The organism is Paraburkholderia rhynchosiae (genome assembly GCF_002879865.1).
Classification (GTDB): Bacteria; Pseudomonadota; Gammaproteobacteria; order Burkholderiales; family Burkholderiaceae; genus Paraburkholderia; species Paraburkholderia rhynchosiae.
Map to the genome: position 1 here is coordinate 1 of NZ_PNXY01000064.1, position 18,002 is coordinate 18,002.

The following is an 18,002-nucleotide window of genomic DNA, read 5'->3' on the forward strand; positions in this document are numbered from 1 at the left end:
TCACCTACATCGGCGACTCGGATATCGGCGCGCGAGTGAACATCGGCGCGGGCACCATCACGTGCAACTATGACGGTGCGAACAAATTTCGCACAATCATCGAAGATGACGTGTTCGTCGGGTCGGACACGCAACTGGTTGCGCCGGTGCGAGTGAAGCGCGGCGCGACGATCGCGGCGGGCACGACCGTCTGGAAGGACGTCGAAGCCGACGCGCTGGTCCTGAACGACAAGACGCAAACCAGCAAGACGGGCTACGTACGGCCGGTGACGAAGAAAGGCTGATGGGCGCCTGGGTGACCTTAAGCCGATCCGGTTCGCGCATGCTCATGGTGATCGTTCTGGGTTGGGCCACGATGGATTCAGGCAGTCAAAGCCGGCACCCGACCATGAGCCGCAAAACGCTCAGGCTACGACATAGTGACATGGGCAGCCCCGTCCCAGCGGCCGTACTACGATAAGCAGTTCGGTCGCAGATAGCGGCGAGCGTCATGGACGAAATCACGCTGATGTAAAACGAAGCATGCGCCGGGTTACTGCCCGGAGCCGGCTTTGTGGACCCACGCTGTTCATCATTGCGGCTATATCCAGTCCCGCCATGCAACCGGACGCGTGCTCGCAACAGCGTACCGGCGAAACACTCATGGCAGTTCGCTTCCCAATTCTGACATTCGACGAATGGCAGTCTGGAAGGCCGCCGGTAAGGGGGTTCAGGACCGAGTGGCTCCTGGCGGGCGAATCGCTCGTCTCGATTCTGTGGAAATTCGCCTGCGCCAGTGATGTTCAGCCTCGAACGTCTGCCACAGCTGGCGGGCGTCGCTCACCGGGCGATAGCCGGCGTCAAACGCCTCGGGCACGTAAAGCGTGTGAAGCTCCAGGGCGTCCCTTCGGGGTAGGCCGTCTGATCGTAACCATTCAGGCATGTCGCGACGTCGTGGGCATTGCGGCTGCCATAGAACGCGAGTTCGTCGACCATGAGGCGCGCGACGATCTGCGTCTTGCCCGCAAGCTGCAATGCGGTCTTCTGCGCGAGTAGTTCTTCCTGCCGGACGAGAAACGTGAAGAGCTTGATCTGCTGGCGATCAAGCACGTCATGCACGTCTCGAAGCCACTCGTATTCATTTTCATTGAACCTCTGGGCCTCGTCGAGGAACATGAGCACAGCACTGCTTCCCGAGCGCGCAGCGGCCTCGCGAATACGCAATGACAGGCGCGAACGTTTGGCCGAACTGGTGCCGGCGTTGGGTGCGTGATCGCCTACGGACTCCAGCAGAGTCGCGAAGAAGGGCCCCTCAGCATGCCGTGGCTTGTGTTCGCATTGCGCATGATAGGTTGTTATCTTCAGGTGAGCCGAACGGTTTCAATGGCCCGCGTTTTACCAACCCGCGATGGCCCATAGATGAGCGCGCCCATGATGCGGTAGCGCAGGCAGCGCGTGACGAGCTCGTAGAATGCCTCGATTGCTGGCGTCGCCAGACGATAGTTGCCGGTGACGAGTGGGTGCAGCGATGGATCGACTGGGCGCGGAATTTTAAGCGACATGGCATACCGAACAGCATGGTGCGCGTTCGGTCGTCGCCGTCGATCGCATCATCGGGTGTCTGGAGATAGTCATGAGTCAAGCCAGCGTCAGGAAACCGACGAAGAAGGCCTTTCACTTTCCGAAGAATGCCAATGGCCATGCAAAAGCCGATGAGAAGCCGGCGGATGAGAAGAGCGCGGCTGCAGCACGAGATGCCCAGCCGGCCCCGACGGAGGCCGACAAACAGAAGCGTGCGAGACCCGTTGAAACCGCACAGTTCAGTCCAGGAACAGAAGTGAAAGCGGAACGCGCGAAGAAGGAGAAGGTCGTGCGCGACAGCTTCACGATGCCGAAGTCCGACTACGAGAAAATCGGGGCGCTGAAACAGAAGTGTCTTGACGCAGGCGTCTCGGTGAAAAAAAGTGAGCTTCTTCGCGCTGGCCTGCTTCTACTGGATTCAGCTCCCACCCCCGAGAGTCTCCTGGCAGCTGTTTCTGCAGTCGAAACCGTCAAGACCGGTCGGCCAGCAAACTCATAGCTGCACATGCTCCGAACGGGCACCCCTGCAGCCCGGGTCTCGCCGCTGCGCTGGATGCATGCGCACGTTTCGTGGAGCTTGTGCCACCGTACCTTCCGTGCTGCAGTGGGCATGAAACCGAGGGGCAACTACAAAACAGCTTTGTCGGCTGACAGGAGTTCCGATGACGGATAACAACCTTTCCAGTCGATTCGACGCCGACATCAAAGGGATATTGTCCAAGGTCTTTGAGATGGGCGGCATCGTTGAATCGCAAGTCGTCAATGCGATGCACGCGCTGGACCACCTCGATTTGGACCTGGTCGTCAGAATCATCATAGACGAGCGTCGACTCAATGCCCTCGAAGCGGAAGTCGATGAAAAGTGCATCAATATCATCGCGCGGTACCAGCCGGCTGCACGCGACCTGCGTCTGCTGATGGCCATATCGAAGACCGTCACGAACCTCGAAGCGTGCTGGGGATGAAGCGCGGAAGGTCGCGAAGCGGACCCGACGAATTGCAGAAGACCCCAATGCACTGGCCATCAATATCACGGAAATCGCGCTATCCGGTGAGATGGCCATAACTATTCTCCGCCGTGCGCTTGATGCGTTCGCGCGCCTCAATACAGTTTCCGCCGCACAAATCGTCCGCGACGATGACGCCATCGATGAACAATTTCGTGCGGTCATACAGAAGTTGGTGACTTCCACGATGGACGACCCGCGAGTGGTCGCCATTGCGCTGGACCACCTTTTCATCGCGAAGGCCGTTGAACGCATCGGCGACCATGCGACGAACATAGCGGAAATCATCATCTACGTCGTCAAGGGCAAGGACGTGCGCCACGTTTCTCGCGAACAACTCGAACACGAAGCCTTCAGCGAATAATTATTCCGTTGTCGTCAGCGATGACACTGCCCGGCAGGTCCTTGGGTGGATGGCGTCACGTTTTCCGTTATAGCGAATCGCTTGGCCGCATTCACCCCCTGGTTGCAGGTGTAGCCGTGGCCATGATTCTGGCCAGCGCTACGGGTATCCGTTGCGGAAATGACGCGCCGATTCCCACAAAGGCGCTTAACCATGTGAGCGGCAGACGCTTGCATAAGACATCCTCTCTGGGGTAGCTTGGGCTACTGCCATCCTCCATCCTGCTGTTGTCGGTTCGGTGGCGTTCATCGCGTCGATGATGAGCACGCTGAGCCTGCGTTGGCCTGGGCACGGAACACGTTCGGCTACGAAGTGACCAGAACGTGCGCCGTCGAGGCAATTGCGTTCTGCTACGTCAAGGACCATGCGAGGCAGAGCGTGACGCGCTTTGGCTACGCCTGCGTGACACGTTCCCGGCCGAGGATGAAGTCGACGCCTGACAGGGGCTGCAGCCGCACAAGCAGACGCTTGGCCCATCGCTTTTCGGGAGATGGTGCAAGCAACGCGGCGCGCGCGTGGCGAGGCCGCATGGATCGAGATTAACAACATCTGCGGCAACTACTGGCCGCGCCAGCAGGCTTAATCGTGGAAATCCTCGCCGTCACCGCAGTCACCGTCTTCCGGGCCATTGCACTTGAGGTAGTCGCCTTCGACCCAGCAGTATCGGGGGCTGGTTGTTCCGCAGCTCGTCGTCCGTCAGGTCGCCGATGTGCTCTGCCTCGAAGAGTCCTCGAGCATGGGTCGCGGTCGTTTCGGAAAAGGGGATTTGCCGATTATAGTTGTCGGCCCAGCGGTCCCAAAACCCAGTTTCGTCGTGGTGCGCGTTGTCCAAGGCAAGCTGCAGAGTGACGATGAACAGTCTGACGTCGTCAAAGCGCGCTGTACCATCCGGATAATCGAGAAACGCCTGAAGCTTGTGATACCGGGCGTCGATCTCGTCGAACGGCAGACCGATATAAATTTCCCCGGCGTACGAACGCATTACTGTCTCGGATGCGAGCGGCTCGCACCCGCTCCTTCGATGACCGCCTCGAAAAAGGCGAGCAGCATTCGAGTCTCCCACTTTGTCGCCATTGTCGACGTCACACGGAGGAACGAACCTGGTCCCCTTCTTCGTATGCGACAGCTAGACCTCGTTGTCAAATGAGAAATCCCGGTCTTGATGCCACCGGACTCACTCGTGATGGTATGCCTTATTGATGATTTTCCAGTCGTCTTCAAACTTAATCAGCGTTAAATAGTCCGTAAATCTCAAACCCTCGTAAAGAACCACCACCTTCGTCATTGCGACGCGGCCGGTGACGTCGGTTGAGACAATGCGCATGTCAAAAGCTTCGCCGCTCTCGGCGGGTTTCGGTGTGCTTTCGACTTCCTCCATCCACTCCTCTAGCGAAAAGCGGGAAAACGGACCCTGGTAGTATCCGAACAGATACGCGTGGGGATGAAACGCCATCCGAAGCAGCTTGGTATCGCCGAGATGCATTCCGTCGAAATAATCCTGTATTGTCTTACCGATGGCGCTCAACTCACGGGTTGTATCCATGTCTTTTCTCCTTTCGGACCTGGCGAGAAAAGCAAATGGAACAACGTCGCCAGTGCCAGGAGACTGACTCCAGTGATATTAGGCAAGTGCGCGAGATTTTCAATTTTAAGCAGCGGCATAACCTCACGAGGGCGCGCTCAATGCGCCATAGCTACTCGTGAAGTTGCTCCGCGTGCCAGTTTCACAGCGGAAGGTGAAAGCGTCGATGCGAGAGCAGACAGACCCACGCCGAGAGCATCTGCAAAAAATCGTCTTGTACGCTTGGTCGTTCGGCAATGTTCGAAGTCACAGCGATAGGTCCTTGTACCGGCGATACCTGAAGCCGCCAGGCTTTTCGATTTTGGACACAATGATGGCAACAGGTACCGTAAAGTGGTTCAATGCTGCGAAGGGTTTGGGTTTCATCACGCCGGATGGCAGGGGTGAAGACCTTTTCGCTCATTTTTCGGAAATCAGCGCAGAAGGGTTCAAGTCGCCGCAAGAGAATCAGAAGGTCAGCTTCGACGTGAAGATAGGGCCGAAGGGCAAGCAAGCTGCGAATGTCAAACCAGTCCAGGAGATGGTCTGTCTCTTTGCCGCCACGGCGCCGGTGCGTCAAGCATTCTGCGTTCAAGGTGGAGTCGAGCAAGAGCGCCTGTCGAAGAAGCATAATCCGCCACTCAGCACGGAGATTGGAAGTCAATGCGAAGCGCGCGGTGGCGTCATCACGCATGACTCGGACGCCAATTGCTTCGACTTGAACGACAAGACCACCGTAAACGTGTTCCTCGTGAACGGCATCAGACTGAGCGGTCAACTGGCCGCCTTTGACCAGTTTGCGGTTTTGCTCGAGTCTGTTCCGGGTGCGCGACTTGTCTTCAAGCATGCCATTTCGACCGTGCTGCCGGCCAATGGCAGAAGTCAGGCACGTACCCGACCGAGGTGCCGGTGAGTGGCGACAGGCCGCACCGCGTGCGAGGCCGTGTCCGGTGAGAACTGCCATGACATGCTGTCGCTTACGCTTGACCTGCGCATAGCCAGACGACGTCCACGTCGAGAAGTTCAGACAGGCGTGCACAATCCGTGCTCTTCGGAACGGTAACTCCGGCGCGCCAAAGGGTCACCTCGTGTTCCGGTACGCCGAGTGACCTGGCCACCCGACCGGAGGTCACCTTGGCGCGCTTGATGGTCATGTCCAGTCGCGTTGCGAAGGCCCGCCTCGAACCGTTGTGTTTGAGAGTGCCTTGCAGATGGACATCTAGATTCAGACGACGATTCATGACATGCAATGCTCCGTGTAACTCATCCTGACCAAACCTAGGGACTTCAGCTACGAAGGTGTGACACGACTTCGATGTTGATGCTTGCAGTCGAACACCCATCAAACGGGCTGGCATGTCGGTCGCCTGAACTTCACTGCACCTAATGCCCTTGCGGCGCGTCTTCCCCGCTTTGAATTAACGCTTTAAATGTCCGGTGTAATCGACCCGGATGCCGTTTCCCTATCCCGTACGTGGCCAGAAGTCACTCCCCGCTTTCTTCGGGTGAAGTAGCAGCGCGATGACAACGCTCGCAGACGTACATCCGTCGGAAAACTTACCCGAATGTCGGCATCTGTTCGGCCTGCTCGTGTTGGTGCCAGTCGGCAAGCGTCGTTTTCGCCGTATCCAGATTCAGGGGTCAGCCGCCAGGTTCAATCGTTCGTCGAGAATCTCGCGCAAAACGCCCCGGTCGGCTCTGAAGCCACAATCGCATTTCTGAAACAAGTCGTCACGCTGGCCGACACCGCTCAGGAAAGCGTGCAAAAGGCCACGAAGCAGGCAGTCGAAGTCGCGCAAAGTAACCTGGACGCCGCAACAAAAGCCGCATCGGAGGTGACCGAAGCGGCTGACGAGGTAGTCAAGAAAGCAGCAAAAGCGGCGAAGGCGGCGAAGCAATAATTTGAAGGAACGTTGAACCCGTGGTCGCACGGCGCGGCGAGCTAACGCGCTTGGCCACACACTTGGACCCGGCCGCTACCGGACAAGCCCAGCTCTCGTGTGCGCTGGTCGGTCGTTCGGGCGCACGTCATGTCCGCCCACGTCTGTTACCAGGCTCGCCGAGACCAACAGACGCAAGGAGACCGTGTCACGGCACATAGCTGAAGAAAGAATGGTCCGCTGGGGCGGACCATTCTTTTGCGTGTCAGCGAGTTGCGCTGAGGTGTCGGCTGGGATAGATTTTTGCCGCCTGCTTACCCTTCGGGCCTTGCTTAACGTCAAAGCTTCAGGCGGTCGGCAATTCAGGTAGTGCTGACTCGCGTCGTCGGACGCTCTTTCTTCAACGCCGCCGAGCTACGACCTGTCTTGTAACCTGTCCCCCAGCTGAGAGGTAAGCATGCGCGGTGCAGCAGTTGACGTGCGTTTCGACAGCACGCATTTGCTTCTGGACCTGTCGACGGTCGGGCTGTCCGATTCCCATTGAACTGGTTTCTACTTTTTGGCGACAGCAACGCCAGCTGAGCGCGAACAATTTGCTATCTCGATGGACCGTTTGCAATGGTTCTGGCCTGGAATCGATGACGAAGTGAAGGTGTCTGCGCTCCTTGCCTTTCTGTCTGATACGGCATGTCGCTAGCGCTTTTCAAATTTCTTTGCGGCTCCTGCCTGACACCGGAGCGGTGTCGCCATACATCGCGTAAGGCGCACGACTTTTCCTGAATAACGCATCCCACCGTCCGCCCGTGCGAGGAAAGCCGGAAGATACCGGTTGCAGCGGAAACAGACGGTTCGTCGCGCGAAGTTTCTATCATGCGGCTAAACAGTGCTGCTTACCGAGGTACGTCAGCGTACATACATAAGAATTTGGGCGGGCCGTCGCCAAACTCACGGACGTTCGTGCTGCTATTTTTAACCTAAACACCTAGTGGAGTGGCGCATAACCATTTAACATACGTAAGCCATCCGAAATCGTTGCGATAATATAATAATACGAATCAATGTTAACCCGATGTTTTGCATTAAGGAGACATTGAATGGACGTGCTGGTCGTCGAAGATAATGACGTGGTCGCGGACAGTCTGGCTTTCCTGCTGGACTGCTACGGTCACCGCACCACCCTGGTGGAAGACGGAGAAAGCGCGCTCTCGCTGCTTGGCTGCCGCGCTTTCGAACTGGTCCTGCTTGACGAGAACCTGCCCGGAATCAAAGGAAGTGCCGTCGCACGGTCGATTGTCAATACGCCTTTCGCGGACCGGCCCTTCATTGTCTCCATGACTGGAGACAGTGACGACGGCGGGCTCACGCGGCTTTTCGATGTCTGTCTGCAGAAGCCGTTCTCCCTCGAGGCACTTTTGCAAGTGATTGAAGATGCTCAAGGTTGTGGTGATGCGAGCACTCTCCTGGCCGCCTAGGGATTGCTTGGCTGTCAGATGCGCTCACCTCAAGGCCGAGCTAAACGCAAGCCAGGATTGTGCCTGTCCGGATGGCTTGGACGACCTTTTTGTCGTATGTGTGTAACGGCAACGTGAACATTTACTTATGGGTTGGCGCCACTGCACACGCGAAGGAATAGTTGTTCTCGCAACTATTAACGCCAACCGGCGTGCCGGCGAGAAAGCAACATGGCGTCATGAGGCCGTCAAGACAAATATGTAGATTCGGCCGGCACGAAAAGAACCGGTGCTGAATTGCAAAAAATATAATCTGAGAGAAGCTAGACAAATGAACCGACATACTCAACGTACCGGTCACCTCGAACGTAGTGCCGGGAACGACCGCCTGAGGCGGGCCTTGGCCGCACGCCTTGACAGGGCACTAAAACGAGCTGGCGTCAGCTCGGCACGCGCAGCGAAGTGGCTGGGTGTGAGCGAATATGACGTGCAATATTGGCGACGCGGAATTACCGTGCCGCCGCTGAACGCTTGTACGCGCCTCGCCGCCGTCCTCCATCTCGATGTTCACTGGCTTTGCACGGGGCAGCCTCCGGTCGCCTGATTCGCAGTTCGCGGGAATCGCGGGACAGGGGAATTTGTGCTCCGTGGATTCCCGTACGTTCTGAAGTTCGCAGCCCGGTCGGCGTCGCACTCGCAGTGATGCAGTTGCACGCATTTCGGATGAGGCACAGCAGGCGTCTCTTCCGCAAACCCGGAGGGAATCAAGGTGAAGGCAGTTAAACAGGATGCGGCATTCGACCAGGCACCGCATCTCCGTAAGTACGAGATGGAGTTGTCGCGAGGCGCCTCGCATATCGCGAGCACGCTGTACGAGGAAAGCATGTTCGCTGCGGTCTCGGAAACCATTCTGGAGTTCGAGGCCGCGTACGGACGCGACGACCTGAAATCATTTGCACACGTCCTGCTCAGAAGACTGGAGCAGCGTGAGAAGCCGCTGGCGGGCAAGGTGCTCCAGCACGTTATTGAGCGCGGCCGTTTGCCAGAAGAGGTACCCAGCGCGCCGCCAGTATCTGTGTCTGCTCGCAAACCTGCCTCCCGGAAGCGGCAAAGCGCGGACTCACGGGAGGCTAGGGCGCGCGAAGCAGCGTGAGCCGCATATTTGCAGGCGAACTTCAAGTTTCAATTCTTAACCGCAACAACCGAGGGAAGAACATGTCAAAGCGAATCGCTTATGTCACCGGCGGCATGGGTGGAATTGGTACAGAAATTTCTCAGCGGTTGTTCAAGGACGGATTCACGGTCGTCGCCGGTTGTGGGCCCAACTCTGCCCGGCGGGAAAGATGGTTGAAGGAGCAGGAGGCGCTTGGCTTTTCGTTCACCGCATCAGAAGGGAATGTCGGTGACTGGGAGTCTACGGTGGCGGCATTTGCCAGGGTGAAGAAGGACGTCGGCGAAATTGATGTGCTGGTGAATAACGCCGGCATCACGCGGGATGGCACGTTCCGGAAGATGTCGATGGAGAACTGGAACGATGTCATTGATACGAACCTGACGAGCCTCTTCAATGTCACCAAGCAGGTCATCGAGGAGATGGTGAGCAGGGAGTGGGGGCGAATCATCAACATCTCATCCGTGAATGGACAGAAAGGACAGTTTGGCCAGACCAACTACGCCACTGCGAAGGCAGGCATTCACGGCTTTACGATGTCGCTTGCGCAGGAGGTAGCGACGAAGGGCATCACGGTGAATACGGTTTCGCCCGGATACATCGGCACGGATATGGTTCGTGCGGTGCGTCCTGAAGTACTGGACGCAATCATTCAGGGCATTCCGGTGCGCCGTCTCGGAGAGGCGTCGGAAATTGCTTCAATTGTCTCTTGGCTCGCCAGCAATGAGTCCGGCTTTGCGACCGGTGCTGATTTTTCGCTCAACGGTGGGCTTCACATGGGTTGAGGTCTCTTTGGACGCGTGGTCCGCGCAGGCCGCTAGAAGTCCCGGCCTGCGTTTTCGCCAAGGTGACGACGAGATGCAAGCGGCTTCGCGGCGCCCACACTCATGGCGTAATACTGGGCCGGTCGTGACATCGACGACCGATGTGACTCGCGAAGACAGTGTCAGCGTGGTGAGGCCTTCCCCCTGATTCGGCGCGCTGGGAAATCCAGCAAACGCGAATGCGAATGCGACATTAAACTTTTGCGGAGTGAATATGACAACCGGAACTGTAAAGTGGTTTAACGATGCCAAGGGCTTCGGCTTTATCACGCCGGACGACGGCGGAGAAGACCTGTTCGCCCACTTCTCTGAGGTTCAGGGCAGCGGCTTCAAATCATTGCAGGAGAATCAGAAGGTCAGCTTCGACGTGAAGCAGGGGCCGAAGGGCAAGCAGGCTGCCAACATCAAGCCGCTGTAACAAGCCCGACACTTGGCTCGTCGCGATGAACGGGCCGTTATGCGGTCCAATTCTCAAAACGTACGGACAACCAGCCGGAGACCCGCATGCACGACGTGCCGCATATCGAATCCTCGTCCTACCAGGTTACCCGCAAGACGTTGCGCTTTCTCGCACGCGACGTCCGAAATCCTGGCGCAGCCCTGGTTTACTGGCTTGGTGTGATAGAACCTTCATTGGAGCCCAGCTTCTTCAACGCCATGCAAAAGTACGGTCCGTTGATGCAGCTGGTTCTACCCGACGAACGCCCGGGCGTCTTCGTGGAGCGGGACGCCGTTCAGAGAGTCCAAGATTCCGGAGTCGTGAAGCGACTCGTTTTCAAGGACGGGTCGTCGCTCGACGTTCGATATGACGGGCCGTGCCGCGACCTCTACGACGGGTGAATCGCGCTGGCAGAGCAGGAAGGATACCTTGTGCTCACGGCCAGGGATGGACAGGCGGCGCTCGCCGTAGCTGCCATCGAGAGCCCGGTCTGATTGTGGCCGACTGGATGATGCCGCATATTGACGGCGTCGAATTGTGTCGACGGTTGAAGGTTGATACCGCCATGCGCAGGTCAAGCGCAGACCGCAGCATGTCATGACAGTTCTCATCGGACGCGAGCTAACAAGTTGTTCGGCTCCTCCCGACTCACCGCCGCGCCGGAACCCGCGTGCCGTGACGTTGTCATTGACCTGCGTCACTGTCGAAATTGCATGCTTGAAAACAAGTTGCACGCCTGGGCCAGACTCCAATAGCGCTGCAAACTGGGCAAAGCCGGCCAGTTGACCGCTCAGTCTGATGCCGTTCACAAGGAACACGTTTACGGGGGGCTTGTGCTTTGCGAGTGTCTGAGAAAACCGTCCTGTACGTATTGCCGCGCGGCAATCAAGATGAGAACAGCGCGTCAATCAGGATGAGAGAAGTAGCCTGGGGGCAGCGGGAACGGGCGTAGCCCGGAACCGCTGCCCCCACGCCGCACCGGAGAAGTTCTCGCCAGTGGAGAGCTTTGTCGGTGGTCGCGGTGGATCGGGTATCAACGAGCCTTCCATGCCAGGGAGGCCACGGTGCCCGGACCGACACGTCAACGACCACCAGATGAGGCTTTACATGAAGCACAGACTCAAGGACGGGCCGGCCAGTGCTGCTGCGCGTGCCGGGTTCAGCGTCGCCACGGCCTACCGCATTGAAGAGGATCCACGGCTACCATCGCAGAAGAAGGGACCGCGCGAACGCCGACGCGAGGATCCACTGGCCGAGATATTCGACGCTGAGGTCGTTCCGCTGCTGCAGTCCGCTCCGGACATCCGGCCGGTGGCAGTACTGGAAGAGATGCTTCGGCGCCATGCGCATTTGTCGCGCGGTGTACGCCGCACGCTGGAGCGACGCATCCGCGTCTGGCGGGCACTCCATGGCGAGGAGCGCGAGGTCGTGTTCCGTCAGGTGCACGAACCCGGTCGCCTCGGGCTATCCGACTTCACCGAGATGCAAGCCGTGGGCGTCACCGTGGCCGGCGTCGCGCTGGATCACCGCCTGTACCACTTCCGCCTGGCCTGCTCGGGCTTTGAGCACGCTCACGTCATTCTCGGCGGCGAGAGCTACGTCGCGCTTGCCGAAGGGCTGCAGAACGCGTTGTGGGCTCTGGGTGGCGCGCCGCACGAGCATCGGAGCGACAGTCTTTCGGCGGCATTTCGCAATCTCGATCGCGAAGCGCGCGACGATCTGACCACGCGTTACCAAGCGTTGTGTGCTCACTACGGTATGCAGCCCACGCGCAACAACCGCGGCATCGCCCATGAGAACGGCGCCATCGAGAGCCCCCACGGCCACCTCAAGAGCGTGATCCGTGACGCGCTGTTGCTACGCGGCAGCGTTGACTTTACCGACGTCGCAGCCTATCGCTGCTTCATCGACGAGATCGTCAGTCGCGTCAACGCGCGCAATGGCAAGCGAATCGAGGCCGAACATCCCTTCCTGCAGCTTCTGCCCAATACGCGCACGAGCGACTACGAGGAAACGCGTGTGTACGTCACCTCCACCGGCGGCTTTGTATTGCGCAAGGTGTTCTATACCGTCCCGTCGCGGCTGATCGGTCACCGGCTGCGAGTGCGGCTGTATGACGACCGGCTGGAACTGTTCCTGGGCGGCACGGCCCTGATGACGCTGGAGCGCGGCCGCCCCGGCGCCAGCGGCAAGCATGGTCATGTCATCGACTACCGGCACGTCATCCATGCGCTGCGCCGCAAGCCGATGGCACTGCTGAACCTCGTATACCGCGATCAGCTCTTTCCGCGCGAGGCCTATCGATTGACTTTCGATCGGCTATGCGAGCAACTGTCTCCGCGCGCGGCGTGCAAGACCATGGTGGAGCTGCTGAGCCTCGCCCACGAGCGTACCTGCGAGGCGCAAGTGGCCCACGCGCTGGAGCAGTACCTGGCCGATGGACGACTGCCCGATCTGGACGAATTGCGTTCGCGTTTCGCGCCGGATCCGGCGGCCGTACCGCAAGTGCACGTGCAACTGGCTTCGTTGAGCGACTACGAGGCCCTGCTTGACGCGAACATGGAGATAACAGCATGAGCCAGGATTTCGACGCCACCCGCCTGTCATTGCTGCTCAACGATTTGCGGCTTCCCGCGGTCAAGCAGATCTGGCCAACCTTCGCCGAGCGCTCCGACAAGGAAGGCTGGCCTGCGGCGCGCCTGCTCATGGCGCTGGCCGAACACGAGATTGCCGAGCGCGATCGACGCCGTATCGAACGCCATCTTAGAGACGCCAAACTGCTGCCGGGCAAAACATTGGAGAACTTCGATTTCGATGCGGTGCCGATGGTGTCCAAAGCACATGTCTCGGCGCTATGCGCTGGCGACGGCTGGTTGCGTAACGGCGCCAATCTGATCCTTATGGGGCCGCCTGGCGGCGGCAAATCGCACTTATCGTCGGCCATCGGCCTGAGCCTGCTCGAGAAGGGCTGGAAGGTCCTGTTCGCCCGTACCACCGACCTCGTGCAGCGGTTACAGGTCGCGCGCCGCGAGCTGGCTCTCGAATCTGCTCTGAACCGGCTGGATCGCTTCGACCTGCTCATCCTGGATGATTTTGCGTACGTCAGCAAGGACCAGGCGGAGACATCGGTGTTGTTCGAGCTGATCAGCGCCAGGTACGAGCGACGTTCGCTTCTGCTCACCGCAAATCAACCCTTCGGTGAATGGAACAAGGTCTTCCCCGACCCCGCCATGACGATCGCCGCCGTCGACCGGTTGGTCCATCACTCAACCATCTTCGAGCTCAACGTCGAAAGCTACCGGCGGCGCACCGCACTGCAACGCAAGCAGCAAGGACCGGGACGCCCCGCGCACTTCGCCACGCCAAACAATGTCGGCGTGCCGTCGCTTCACGAGAACGAATGATGACGGAAGCAGATGACGCGCAAAACAACGCGACACACGTCAGCGTCAATCAATAAACGCGCGTCAATCAACAACCGCTTGCCAGCGTCAATCAACATCGGCATCATCAACCTCGCCGCGACATTCTCATCTTGTTTGTCGCGCGCTTCTCATCCAGATCGCCGCGCCATAACGTATGGAGGTGCGGTCATGTTCTGGGTCAAAGCGACAGGTTCTTTGATTGTACCGGCGATACCTGAAGCCGCGAGCCAGTCCAGAGGAAGTGCGTTACCGCGACTCCAAGGCGTCGAGGCATGCCTGCTCCGTATCGTCCGGATGCAGGTGGCGGTACGCGTCGAACAATTGTGAGCACAGGGTTGCCAATGCAGTGAGATTCACAGCCTGGTCTGCATGCTCGACCTCGCCTGCATTGAGGATGTCGTCGAGGACGGGAGCCAGGCAACGCAGTTGTTGGAAAGTGGCGGCGTCAAGTTTCATATCGGAACTCCTCAGCGGGCAGAGCGCATCTAGGCTGACTGCCCCAAGGCGCTGCCCGGTTCCGCCAACTTGCGGGCGTCCCAGTTCAGTTAAGCACCCGCTTCGGCCTCCGACGGACACGAATCTCCGATGACGGCTCATGTGACTCGCGGTGCTCGACGTCGTGTGGCAAGGCGGCCTCGGTGGTGCATTCCGCTGCTGCCAGGCGCATTGTATTCCGGGTCGCGACCGCCATCAGCACCGCGCAGGTGCGGGCGCGGTTGACGCCACCCAATGTCCTTTCAGCACGTCGTCTCCTGGCTCTCATCGGTTTGCTCCTGCGGCAGTGCACAGCGAACCTGAGAAACTACGTGAATACTAGACGGCAAGGCCTCCGGTAGCAAGGGAGCTGATGGCCGGCAGTGTGCGGCTGCCGACCCTCGATAACCGCTGCTGGCCGAGCCGTTTTTGTGCACTGCACAGCACCGAAGAGGAGTTACACGTTGTTAAATCGCAGGGAGAGGCATCCACGCGGGCCCCAGTCGCTGTCGCGTGCCGCAAGCGGCAGATGGAAGTGCTTTGCCTGACCTGGCGATGCATCGCATAGCAATGTGCGCCGTAATGACGGGTTCAGGACGCGGCCGGATCCGGATCCGCGCGCTACAGAACGCGCTACCCGGCAATCGGAGGCGAGGCGGCGCTCGAACGGCACAAGGCGTCGGGGTGCCCGATGGCGAGTCAAGACGGGCGGGATGGGCAGCGAAGGCTTGATAGGCGCCGATCAGGTCGGGCGCTTCTTGCACCATGAGACCAAAAAGACCCCTTGGGCGGGTGGGTATGCCGTGGGGGCTCGGCAAAGCATGAGCCAGTCCTTGCGAGCGACATTCACGGATAGTCGCCCGCGACGCAATCGTCAGCACCGCCCTCGCACCTGAGAAGCATTGGGTTGGATATACAATACGGTGCATGTATATCCATTGGAGATAATGATGCATGTCGCTAAATGGGGCAACAGTCTTGCCGTCCGGCTGCCCGCGAGCGTCGTCGAGGCACTGGGTTTGAAGGAGGGCGACGACATTGAGATCTATGCCGAACAATCCGGCGCGTTTGCGGTCAGCAAAAGGCCGACAGTCGCAGAGCGGATCGAGCGCCTGCGCAAGTACCGCGGACGACTGCCTGCCCGACTTCAAGTTCGATCGGGAATCGCTCAGCGAAAGGGGAAACGCTGAATGACCGTTGAGGCACCGGCGCGATTTGCCGTCGATAGCAATGTGATTGCCTATCTGTTCTCCAGCGACGCCGCGAAGGCTGACCGGGCCGAGGCGCTGGTGGTGCAGGGGGCTCCGATGCCCGTCATCAGCACTCAGGTAATGAACGAGGTTACGCTCCTCATGAGCCGGAAGATGGGGCTCTCGTGGCCGGAGATCAACGTTCTCCTGGGTGACGTGGAGGAGTTTTGCGAGATCGTGCCACTGACGCTTGAAGTCCACAAGGAAGCACGCCGTATCGCCGAACACCACGGATTCAGGCTCTACGATTCGTGCATCATCGCCTTCGCGTTGCTTGAAGATTGCGAAGTACTCTACAGCGAAGATATGCAACAGGGCCAGGTCATCTTCGACCGGCTGACGGTGGTCAATCCGTTCCGATCACACAGTTGACCGCCGTCCAATTCGTCACCGGGCGTCGCGCGGTTCGTACCGTCGACGCTTTTTATGGCTGAAGAAGAGGGCCTACCGGTATTACGAAAATCGCCCTAGACGTACCGTACTGGCGCGAAGTCGTATCGCTTTATCTGGTCATCGTGGGTCAACAACACGATTCCTTCTGCCATCGCTTGACCGACGAGGAGCCGGTCGAACGGGTCCTTGTTAACAGACGGGAGGGCCGCAACTTCTAACGCATGCTGTGCTTCAATCGACAGTTCTTGATAACCAGCATCAAGCAGGTTCCTGCGAAGAACGCGCGCATCGACCTGAAAGTCCTCACGGCCCAGTGCGCTTTTGATGACAATTTCCCAGACGCTCGCGACGCTGAAATACAGGGTGTTGTCGGCGTCCTCGATGGCAGCGCGCGCTTCGTTCGACAAGGCAGGATCGTCAGCCGCAGCCCAGACCAACAGATGGGTATCGAGCAAGAGCCTCACTTTGTCTTCCCTCAAACATGTCGCAGATCTCGTCCGCTGCCATGGTGTCGAAATCTGCGGGTACTTTGATTTGCCCCTTTAGGAACCCGATGCGCCGCGCCGGCTTTGCGGTTTCCGCATCGACGCGCACGACCTTGACCAATGGCTTGCCGGCCTTAGCGATTACGAACGGCTCTCCGCCGTTCACGGTTTCCTCGATTAGCCGCGACAGGTTGGTCTTGGCATCGTGGATGTTGTAAGTACGCATGGCAGCACCATATGAACTTAGTTTATTCCAAGCCTTTTCCTCCCGCAAAACATTGAAAGTCGCGCTTCGGGTGGGGCTTTACCTTGCTCTGCCTCAGATGGCGTGTTGGCGCCCAAGCGTCCCCCGTGAGACGGGTAAGTTGACGGACCGCTGACATGCGCGCAATGTTGAGACTGAAGCGGAGAGGGAGCCGCCTGAAGTCGCCCGCGTCGGAACGCCGGCTGCACCGCGGTTCGAAGCCCGGGCCGGTCGCGCAGTCCGCGCGGCAGACGGGCGAAGCTTCAACGATTTTTACGCAGCATTCGATCGATTTTACAAATCGAATTATGAACGACCGCTGTCCACGAGGGCAGCGGCCCTTTCTACGCCAGTTGCCGGATAAGCTAACCGGGGCTTGCGCGGATCGCACTGCCGCTCTTCTTCAACTGCCGTTATTGGCCGGAGACTGGCGACTTTACGCTGGGCGTCGCGAGCGTGTTATTGCTCGTCGGGGGAGCGCTGGTGCCGGCGGTTGACTTGCTGTTGATGCTGGCCGGCAGGCCCGAGTTCGGCGCCCTGGCGGACATACCGCTGTCCGAGCCGGTGGTGCCTGGCGTGCCGTAGCCGCCCGTTGCGCCGTTCACCTGGTTTGCCGGGCTGGCCGTGCTGCCTGCGGAACCGCTGCCGCCGGGGCCTCCGGCGGCCTGTGCATAGGCGCCGCCCGACAGCGTGAGTGCGGCGACGGCCGCGAGTAACGCGCTGGTTGCCTTGCTCATGATTCGTACCTCCTTTAGCGGGCTCGAATAAGGACGCAGACGTTCGCCGCCTCCTTGACGCGAGCGGCGCAATGATTGTGCCGCTTGGGGCACCGATTTCTCGAAGCACTTCCCTGATGGCTGAAGCAGGGAGTACACGCCCCCGCTGCAGACGGATTGCCGGCGATATGCACACTGTCCTCACCGACCGATACTGGCCGACAGAGATTTCTGCACTGCCCGCTCTGCGGGCAACCCGGCGCACGCCAGGCGATTCGCCGATACGCTTCCTGAAGCAATCCGTCACCGCGAAAGCTTTCGAATGCCTCCGGGATGACAACCCGGGACCCGCGGCAAAACAAAAAGCCGTGCGCGGAAGTCGACCAAGAAGAAACAGCGCGAGTTCACGCAGGCCGATATCAATGGTGTGATTCTGGAACAGTCGCAGCAGCGGCAAATGCAACAACCACGCAAACCTGGCCGTCGGTCTGCAAAGGTGATCGACACAGACGTAAGCGCCCTGCCAGTTCAGGCATCGTCCTTCAACAATGTGTGAGACAAAAGGCGTTAGAAACAAACCCCTTAAACCCGACATTTCTTATATGGTCGCCTCCCATTTGCAAGGTAATTGTTCGTGGCGAGGAGGGTGGTTGCGGACTTATATCCGGACTCGATCGCGGGCATGCCCGCCGGCCCCGATGGATTTCGCCGCAAAGGTC

Annotated in this window: 19 protein-coding genes and 5 pseudogenes; 15 read left to right on the forward strand and 9 right to left on the reverse strand. The window is 59.0% G+C overall.

Annotation, left to right across the window (positions count from 1 at the left end; translation table 11 throughout):
• On the forward strand, window positions 1-284 hold a 284-nt coding region (locus C0Z16_RS35775), incomplete at its 5' end, for a DapH/DapD/GlmU-related protein (protein ID WP_279635102.1).
• Between the two features lie 491 nt (window positions 285-775).
• Here the strand turns inward: C0Z16_RS35775 and C0Z16_RS39210 are convergent.
• Window positions 776-1,541, reverse strand: a pseudogene (locus C0Z16_RS39210) (AAA family ATPase); the annotation flags it as partial.
• A 71-nt stretch (window positions 1,542-1,612) separates the two neighbouring features.
• Here C0Z16_RS39210 and C0Z16_RS35795 point away from each other — a divergent pair.
• Window positions 1,613-2,059 carry a hypothetical protein gene (locus tag C0Z16_RS35795; RefSeq protein WP_102636690.1) on the forward strand — a complete coding sequence of 149 codons (447 nt, stop codon included), beginning with the start codon at window positions 1,613-1,615 and terminating at the stop codon, window positions 2,057-2,059.
• Between the two features lie 163 nt (window positions 2,060-2,222).
• Window positions 2,223-2,931 (forward strand): annotated as a pseudogene (gene phoU / locus C0Z16_RS35800) (phosphate signaling complex protein PhoU).
• 649 nt (window positions 2,932-3,580) lie between these two features.
• On the opposite strand, the gene C0Z16_RS38485 reads toward phoU, so the two are convergent.
• A complete protein-coding gene (locus C0Z16_RS38485) occupies window positions 3,581-3,952 on the reverse strand; it encodes a hypothetical protein (RefSeq protein WP_175130777.1) in 372 nt (123 codons plus the stop codon).
• 192 nt (window positions 3,953-4,144) lie between these two features.
• A complete protein-coding gene (locus C0Z16_RS35815; RefSeq protein WP_102636692.1) occupies window positions 4,145-4,513 on the reverse strand; it encodes a nuclear transport factor 2 family protein in 369 nt (122 codons plus the stop codon).
• A 352-nt stretch (window positions 4,514-4,865) separates the two neighbouring features.
• On the opposite strand from C0Z16_RS35815, the pseudogene C0Z16_RS35820 reads away from it, so the two are divergent.
• A pseudogene (locus C0Z16_RS35820) lies at window positions 4,866-5,066 on the forward strand (cold-shock protein); the annotation flags it as partial.
• A gap of 6 nt (window positions 5,067-5,072) precedes the next feature.
• On the forward strand, window positions 5,073-5,444 hold the full coding sequence (gene hfq, locus C0Z16_RS39215) for an RNA chaperone Hfq (RefSeq protein WP_244201501.1): 372 nt from the start codon (window positions 5,073-5,075) through the stop codon (window positions 5,442-5,444).
• Window positions 5,445-5,508: 64 nt separating this feature from the next.
• Here hfq and C0Z16_RS35830 read toward each other — a convergent pair whose 3' ends face one another.
• Window positions 5,509-5,772 (reverse strand): helix-turn-helix domain-containing protein, encoded by a 264-nt coding sequence (locus C0Z16_RS35830; RefSeq protein WP_102636693.1) that lies wholly within the window; start codon window positions 5,770-5,772, stop codon window positions 5,509-5,511.
• A gap of 324 nt (window positions 5,773-6,096) precedes the next feature.
• Here C0Z16_RS35830 and C0Z16_RS35835 point away from each other — a divergent pair, with 324 nt between their 5' ends.
• From C0Z16_RS35835 to C0Z16_RS35870, 6 genes are all read left to right on the forward strand, one after another.
• Window positions 6,097-6,432 carry a hypothetical protein gene (locus C0Z16_RS35835; RefSeq protein WP_244201499.1) on the forward strand — a complete coding sequence of 112 codons (336 nt, stop codon included), beginning with the start codon at window positions 6,097-6,099 and terminating at the stop codon, window positions 6,430-6,432.
• A 1,073-nt stretch (window positions 6,433-7,505) separates the two neighbouring features.
• Complete coding sequence (locus C0Z16_RS35845) at window positions 7,506-7,883, forward strand: response regulator (RefSeq protein WP_102636694.1); 378 nt, start codon at window positions 7,506-7,508, stop codon at window positions 7,881-7,883.
• Between the two features lie 748 nt (window positions 7,884-8,631).
• Entirely contained in the window at window positions 8,632-9,015 is a 384-nt protein-coding gene (locus tag C0Z16_RS35855; protein ID WP_102636696.1) for a hypothetical protein, read from the forward strand.
• Window positions 9,016-9,077: 62 nt separating this feature from the next.
• The gene (phbB, locus tag C0Z16_RS35860) at window positions 9,078-9,818 is read left to right on the forward strand and encodes an acetoacetyl-CoA reductase (RefSeq protein ID WP_102636697.1); all 741 of its coding nucleotides are present in this window, start codon (window positions 9,078-9,080) and stop codon (window positions 9,816-9,818) included.
• Window positions 9,819-10,071: 253 nt separating this feature from the next.
• Entirely contained in the window at window positions 10,072-10,275 is a 204-nt protein-coding gene (locus tag C0Z16_RS35865) for a cold-shock protein (protein ID WP_102636698.1), read from the forward strand.
• Between the two features lie 86 nt (window positions 10,276-10,361).
• Entirely contained in the window at window positions 10,362-10,697 is a 336-nt protein-coding gene (locus C0Z16_RS35870; RefSeq protein ID WP_102636699.1) for a hypothetical protein, read from the forward strand.
• A 348-nt stretch (window positions 10,698-11,045) separates the two neighbouring features.
• Here C0Z16_RS35870 and C0Z16_RS39220 read toward each other — a convergent pair.
• Window positions 11,046-11,114: pseudogene (locus tag C0Z16_RS39220) on the reverse strand (RNA chaperone Hfq); the annotation flags it as partial.
• 229 nt (window positions 11,115-11,343) lie between these two features.
• On the opposite strand from C0Z16_RS39220, the gene istA reads away from it, so the two are divergent.
• Both istA and istB read left to right on the forward strand, forming a co-directional pair.
• Window positions 11,344-12,873: an IS21 family transposase gene (istA, locus tag C0Z16_RS35880; RefSeq protein WP_102636700.1), complete on the forward strand. Its 1,530-nt coding sequence runs from the start codon at window positions 11,344-11,346 to the stop codon at window positions 12,871-12,873.
• A complete protein-coding gene (gene istB / locus C0Z16_RS35885; protein WP_102636701.1) occupies window positions 12,870-13,700 on the forward strand; it encodes an IS21-like element helper ATPase IstB in 831 nt (276 codons plus the stop codon). The genes istA and istB overlap by 4 nt, the downstream gene beginning before the upstream one ends.
• A 267-nt stretch (window positions 13,701-13,967) precedes the next feature.
• On the opposite strand, the gene C0Z16_RS35890 is transcribed toward istB, so the two are convergent.
• Window positions 13,968-14,177 (reverse strand): hypothetical protein, encoded by a 210-nt coding sequence (locus C0Z16_RS35890; protein ID WP_102636702.1) that lies wholly within the window; start codon window positions 14,175-14,177, stop codon window positions 13,968-13,970.
• Window positions 14,178-15,145: 968 nt separating this feature from the next.
• Between C0Z16_RS35890 and C0Z16_RS35895 the strand changes: the two are divergent.
• Window positions 15,146-15,389, forward strand: a pseudogene (locus tag C0Z16_RS35895) (AbrB/MazE/SpoVT family DNA-binding domain-containing protein).
• On the forward strand, window positions 15,386-15,817 hold the full coding sequence (locus C0Z16_RS35900; protein ID WP_102636703.1) for a PIN domain-containing protein: 432 nt from the start codon (window positions 15,386-15,388) through the stop codon (window positions 15,815-15,817). Before C0Z16_RS35895 ends, C0Z16_RS35900 begins: the two are co-directional and overlap by 4 nt.
• Before the next feature lie 95 nt (window positions 15,818-15,912).
• Here the strand turns inward: C0Z16_RS35900 and C0Z16_RS35905 are convergent, their stop codons facing one another.
• The 3 genes from C0Z16_RS35905 to C0Z16_RS35915 form a co-directional block, all read right to left on the reverse strand.
• Window positions 15,913-16,302 (reverse strand): type II toxin-antitoxin system VapC family toxin, encoded by a 390-nt coding sequence (locus C0Z16_RS35905; RefSeq protein ID WP_102636704.1) that lies wholly within the window; start codon window positions 16,300-16,302, stop codon window positions 15,913-15,915.
• On the reverse strand, window positions 16,256-16,549 hold the full coding sequence (locus C0Z16_RS35910) for a type II toxin-antitoxin system Phd/YefM family antitoxin (RefSeq protein ID WP_102636705.1): 294 nt from the start codon (window positions 16,547-16,549) through the stop codon (window positions 16,256-16,258). The genes C0Z16_RS35905 and C0Z16_RS35910 overlap by 47 nt, the downstream gene beginning before the upstream one ends.
• 431 nt (window positions 16,550-16,980) lie before the next feature.
• Complete coding sequence (locus C0Z16_RS35915; protein WP_102636706.1) at window positions 16,981-17,304, reverse strand: hypothetical protein; 324 nt, start codon at window positions 17,302-17,304, stop codon at window positions 16,981-16,983.
• Window positions 17,305-18,002: the final 698 nt, after the last annotated feature.

Excerpts from the sequence above, each read along its gene's own strand:
- C0Z16_RS35795 (WP_102636690.1), top strand. The coding sequence starts at position 1,613 with ATGAGTCAAGCCAGCGTCAGGAAACCGACGAAGAAGGCCTTTCACTTT.
- C0Z16_RS38485 (WP_175130777.1), bottom strand. The coding sequence starts at position 3,952 with ATGCGTTCGTACGCCGGGGAAATTTATATCGGTCTGCCGTTCGACGAG.
- C0Z16_RS35815 (WP_102636692.1), bottom strand. The coding sequence starts at position 4,513 with ATGGATACAACCCGTGAGTTGAGCGCCATCGGTAAGACAATACAGGAT.
- hfq (WP_244201501.1), top strand. The coding sequence starts at position 5,073 with ATGGTCTGTCTCTTTGCCGCCACGGCGCCGGTGCGTCAAGCATTCTGC.
- C0Z16_RS35830 (WP_102636693.1), bottom strand. The coding sequence starts at position 5,772 with ATGAATCGTCGTCTGAATCTAGATGTCCATCTGCAAGGCACTCTCAAA.
- C0Z16_RS35835 (WP_244201499.1), top strand. The coding sequence starts at position 6,097 with ATGTCGGCATCTGTTCGGCCTGCTCGTGTTGGTGCCAGTCGGCAAGCG.
- C0Z16_RS35845 (WP_102636694.1), top strand. The coding sequence starts at position 7,506 with ATGGACGTGCTGGTCGTCGAAGATAATGACGTGGTCGCGGACAGTCTG.
- phbB (WP_102636697.1), top strand. The coding sequence starts at position 9,078 with ATGTCAAAGCGAATCGCTTATGTCACCGGCGGCATGGGTGGAATTGGT.
- C0Z16_RS35865 (WP_102636698.1), top strand. The coding sequence starts at position 10,072 with ATGACAACCGGAACTGTAAAGTGGTTTAACGATGCCAAGGGCTTCGGC.
- C0Z16_RS35870 (WP_102636699.1), top strand. The coding sequence starts at position 10,362 with ATGCACGACGTGCCGCATATCGAATCCTCGTCCTACCAGGTTACCCGC.
- istA (WP_102636700.1), top strand. The coding sequence starts at position 11,344 with ATGCCAGGGAGGCCACGGTGCCCGGACCGACACGTCAACGACCACCAG.
- istB (WP_102636701.1), top strand. The coding sequence starts at position 12,870 with ATGAGCCAGGATTTCGACGCCACCCGCCTGTCATTGCTGCTCAACGAT.
- C0Z16_RS35890 (WP_102636702.1), bottom strand. The coding sequence starts at position 14,177 with ATGAAACTTGACGCCGCCACTTTCCAACAACTGCGTTGCCTGGCTCCC.
- C0Z16_RS35900 (WP_102636703.1), top strand. The coding sequence starts at position 15,386 with ATGACCGTTGAGGCACCGGCGCGATTTGCCGTCGATAGCAATGTGATT.
- C0Z16_RS35910 (WP_102636705.1), bottom strand. The coding sequence starts at position 16,549 with ATGCGTACTTACAACATCCACGATGCCAAGACCAACCTGTCGCGGCTA.
- C0Z16_RS35915 (WP_102636706.1), bottom strand. The coding sequence starts at position 17,304 with ATGAGCAAGGCAACCAGCGCGTTACTCGCGGCCGTCGCCGCACTCACG.